Annotated in this window: 3 protein-coding genes; all 3 read left to right on the forward strand. The window is 46.7% G+C overall.

Annotated elements, in window-relative coordinates:
- The coding region (locus ACEW8S_RS11770; RefSeq protein WP_373518343.1) for a RagB/SusD family nutrient uptake outer membrane protein at positions 1–1198 on the forward strand (1198 nt) is incomplete at its 5' end.
- Between the two features lie 22 nt (positions 1199–1220).
- Entirely contained in the window at positions 1221–3551 is a 2331-nt protein-coding gene (locus ACEW8S_RS11775; protein WP_373518344.1) for a GH92 family glycosyl hydrolase, read from the forward strand.
- A gap of 30 nt (positions 3552–3581) precedes the next feature.
- Positions 3582–4682: hypothetical protein (locus tag ACEW8S_RS11780; protein WP_373518345.1), on the forward strand; the 1101-nt coding region annotated here is incomplete at its 3' end.

Genomic DNA, 4682 nt, shown 5'->3' on the forward strand with positions numbered 1-4682 from the left:
GACGCCGGAGACAGGAAGTGTCGAAGGTAATTTCAACCGATATGTCAGATCGGTTACCAAAGCAACGCTTTTGATAGGCAATTTGGAAGAAGCTCCTATAGAAAAAGGAGAATTGGAAAATAGAATCATATCCGAAGCCAGAACATTAAGGGCCTTTTATGCTTTTAATCTATTGGATCTTTACGGCCCGGTTCCTTTAATCGTGGATTATGAGGAAGCCAAAGCGATCAGTTCCGAAACACAGCCCGAGAGGCCGACCGAAGAATGGATGGTCGATTTTATAACCACGGAATTAAACGACGTTATTCCAAAACTTCCCGAATCCTATGAAAGTAATGATTATGGTAGGGTGACCAAAGGTGCCGCGCTCACCATGCTGATGAAACTACAATTGCACCAGAAAGATTGGCAGGGCGTGTTAAATTCCAGCGAGAAAATCATAGGCCTGGGATACCAATTAATGCCGACCTATACCGGCATATTCGATATCGAAAATGAAGGCACAAGTAACACCGAAACCATTCTAGTTATTCCCAAACTTGCCCAAGATGGCGGTCTAGCCTACTCATGGTTTGCCGCGTGCCTACCGCAAACCCCGGAATATAAGAGCCCCACCGGAATTAAATATAGTCTTTGGGGAGGGCTAAAAACGCCGTGGCCTTTTTATGATAAATTTGAGGAGGGAAAAGACCTGAGGTTGTCACGTATGATACGGTATTACGAAGATATAGATGGTAACATGGTCGATTTCAGGGAGGTTCAAAATAATAAGGCCATCGGGGCGGCTCCGAAAAAATACGGTGATGACCCCGAACATAATGGATATCGGCAGGGTAACGATGTGATTATTTATAGATATGCCGATGTACTTTTGGCACGCGCGGAGGCCATCAACGAGATTTCAGGACCCAACGCCGAGGCTATGGATTTGGTAGATCAGATTCGTACCAGGGCTGGTGTTGCGGAAATTTCAAGGAATTTTACCCAAGCTACCTTTAGGGATTTCATATTAGACGAACGTGGTAGGGAACTTTGGTGCGAAGGACACAGAAGGCAAGATTTGATCAGACACGGTAAATTCATATCCACTGCCGAAGAAGAAGGTAATAACCCGGGCGGCGATTACTTGACCTTATACCCGATTCCCCAAAGTGCCCGAAATGAAAATCCCAAAATCGGACAGAACCCGGGGTATTAACAATTTCTTTCATCGACAAACTATGAAGAAAGTACAAACGTTATTGTTCGTGCTTGCGCTAGCGTGTTTCTGTGATACCGGTTTAAATGCACAAATCATCGAAAAACCAACGGATTATGTAGATCCGTTGATCGACACCCACAAATCACGCTGGTTTTATTTTAGTTCGGCCTCTCGGCCCTTTGGCATGGTAAACCTGAGTCCTGATATGCAGTTGGATGACTCCTGGCTGAGCGGCTACATGTACGATTCTACCTATGTGAAGAGTTTTAGTCATGTACATGCCTGGCAGCTCTCGGGGATTCCTGTGATGCCAAGCACCGGGGTATTTAATGGCAATTTAGGCGTAGAAGCCACGAAGTCAAAGTATTCTCACGAAAGCGAGGTTGTAAGGCCCGGATATCATAAGATAACCTTGACCGACCACAACGTTACGGCAGAGCTGACCTCTACAAAAAGAGTGGGCTTTCATCAATACCATTTCCCGAAAACAGAAGTTAGCTACATCAGTTTTCATACGGCTGCGTATTTGGCCCATAGCAAGATGGATTCATCCTATGTCCGGAAAATTTCCGATACCGAGCTTGAGGGATATTCCCTGATGGCACCGACCATACGCCGCCCGAAATCGACCTATATCTACTTTGTGGCCCGTTTCGACCAACCTTTTTCAGATTTTGGCACTTGGAAGGACGCGAAGCTAATAAAACCATCCCCCAACTTTATAAAGGGGGATAGCATAGGGGCGTACGTGAAATTTGATACTAGAAAAGGGAACCCGGTAAAGATGAAGGTAGCCATCGCCTATACTTCGATCGACCAGGCAAGAAAAAACTTGGACACCGAACTTCCGCATTGGGATTTTGATCGGGTGGTCAACGAATCCAAAAATGAATGGAACAAAATGCTATCCCGTATCCAGATTGAAGGTGGAACCAAAAAGCAGCAAACCAAATTTTATACGGATTTATGGCATGCGCTGCTCGGCAGAAGGATCTTGAGTGATGTCGACGGTAAATACTGCGACATGACAGGGCCGACCCCGAAAATAAGACAGGTTAAGCTAGACGAAAACGGCAAGCCAAAATTCCCCCATTATAATTTTGATGCCCTTTGGGGTACTCATTGGAACCTGAATATCCTGTGGTCTTTTGCGTATCCTGAAATTATGGACGGGTTCTGCAATACTTTGGTCGATATGTATGAAAACGGCGGATTGATTCCCAGGGGACCTGCCGGAGGCAACTATACCTATGTGATGATAAGCGACCCTGCGGCCCCCTTCTTTGCCACGGCACTCCAACAAGGTATCAAGGGCTATGACGTAGAAAAAGCCTATGAAGGTTTGCGAAAGAATGCCTTTGTCGGCGGCATCCGTGACCATGCGGGCTATGAACATGATACTCCTGCAAAAGGCGGGGGTATGGAATATTATATCGATAGGGGCTACGTGCCGGAAGGGATTAAAGCGAATGGCTATCACATGGATGGAGCCCACATGACCTTGGACTATTCCTATCAAGATTGGTGCTTGGCGCAAATGGCAAAGGTTCTAAACAAAAAGGATGATCACAAATTGTTTTCGGAGAGGGCCAAAAACTATAAAAAATTGTGGGACCCTAAAGTAGGTTACATCCATCCCCGAAATTTTGATGGTTCGTGGATAGATGACTTCGCCCCGGTCGGAGAAGGTTTCAACATGCCCGGTTTCTGCGAAAGTAACTCGGCTATGGGCACGGTCAACGTACCCCATGACATAAAGGGCATCATAAAATTGATGGGAGGCAATGAAAAATTCGTAGGCTATCTGAACCATAGTTTTACCATGGCCGAACCGAACAATTTTATAGTACCGCACGGAAAACATGCCGAAAGCTGGGTAGATTATGAAAATCAATCCTCGTTGCATATGGCGCATCTTTTCAATTTGGGCGGGGCGCCGTGGCTCACCCAAAAATGGGTCAGGAAAATAAAGGAAGATGTGTTTGGCGGCACCGATCCCCATAGTGGGTATAACGGTGATGAAGACCAGGGCCAGCTCGGGGCGTTGGGCGTTTTGATGGGTATAGGCCTCTTTCAGGTCGATGGTGGCGCCGGCATCGATAGTGGGTATGAAATAACGTCTCCGATTTTTGATCAAGTCACCATCAATCTGAACCAAGCGTATTACCCAGGCAAAAACTTCGTTATCTCCACGGAGAACAACACTTCTGAAAATAACTACATCCAATCCGCTACATTGAATGGAAAAAATTGGGAAAAATATCATTTTCCAAGAAAAGTCCTAACGGATGGTGGCGAGTTAAAAATAACGTTGGGAGACCGACCAAACAAGGCGTGGGGCACGGATTGATACTGCGCTACCCAGTAAGAAACAAAGTCAATGAAAAAACTACGAACCCTACTTTTTATCCTCAGCGTATTCTTTGTAAATCTCGCTGTTTCCCAAAAAACGGAAAAATTGAAATCCGATACGGGTGGATGGACGGCTACTATCAACGGAAAAGGAGCAATTACAGCATTAGTGATGTCCTATGACGGCGAAGCGGTACAGATTCCCTGGAGAACCGATGAGCATGGTGGCCCCGCTTGGGCCGGTGTCGACCTTACCCGGGTGGTCGGTAAAAAGTTATATTTTGAAGGAAGGGAAAACGACCAATTATATAGCTTGGAATATAAAGATGTAGATGGCAAACTGACCATTATCGCCGGTTTGAAAAATGAAGGTTCAAAACCCTTTGCAGCTGCTCCATCCGCAGCTGTCCGTATCGGCATCAATCACGAGATGAAAGATCCCCAAGCCTATTTCGATAAATTCTTCCCCACATTGTTGCGGTGTGAAAAGACCCATTTTTGGGGCTATTTTCAAAATCCGAACGGCCAGATACTTACTATAAGTTCTCCGGATCCCATAGCATCGAGACAAATCGGGTATATGGGCATGACGCATCGAATCGCTACCAGTACCTTAGATCTGATGCATGTGCTGCCCTTGCCCGACCGTCACCCCCAAGAGCTGGTCCAACTGGTTCCGGGAGAGGAACGGTCTTGGTCGGTCTATATTCAGCCGGCCAATACGTTGGATGATGTACTGCCCAAGGTAGCGGCCAACGCCAAGGCCCCGGCGTTGGGTTTGGACCGCACCACCGCCGCACCGGGAGAAACCATTGAATTGGCAGTGTATTTCGATACGAAACAAGTTCCAGAGGTGTCCATCCTCAATCCTTCCGGTGAAGTGATAAGGCTGCCAAAACCGGAGGTTAGCCAAAACAAACTGGTCTTTTCAATACCTGCTCCCGAAGATATTGGCAACTGCACTGTTCGGGCTATTGCCAATGGAAAACAGACGGAGGCAATCTTCCACGTACGTAAATCTTGGGGCTGGTATCTCGAGCAGGCAAGATCGGAGGCGCTTCGCATGCAGATCAAGCCTATGATGCACCGTGAAGGTTGGCTGAGTTTTTTTAGTGCATATTGGGCGCAC

It is taken from the genome of Pricia sp. (assembly GCF_041745955.1).
GTDB lineage: Bacteria > Bacteroidota > Bacteroidia > Flavobacteriales > Flavobacteriaceae > Pricia.

What these genes read in the sequence shown, in the direction of transcription:
- ACEW8S_RS11775 (WP_373518344.1), top strand. Translation starts at nt 1,221, where the DNA reads ATGAAGAAAGTACAAACGTTATTGTTCGTGCTTGCGCTAGCGTGTTTC.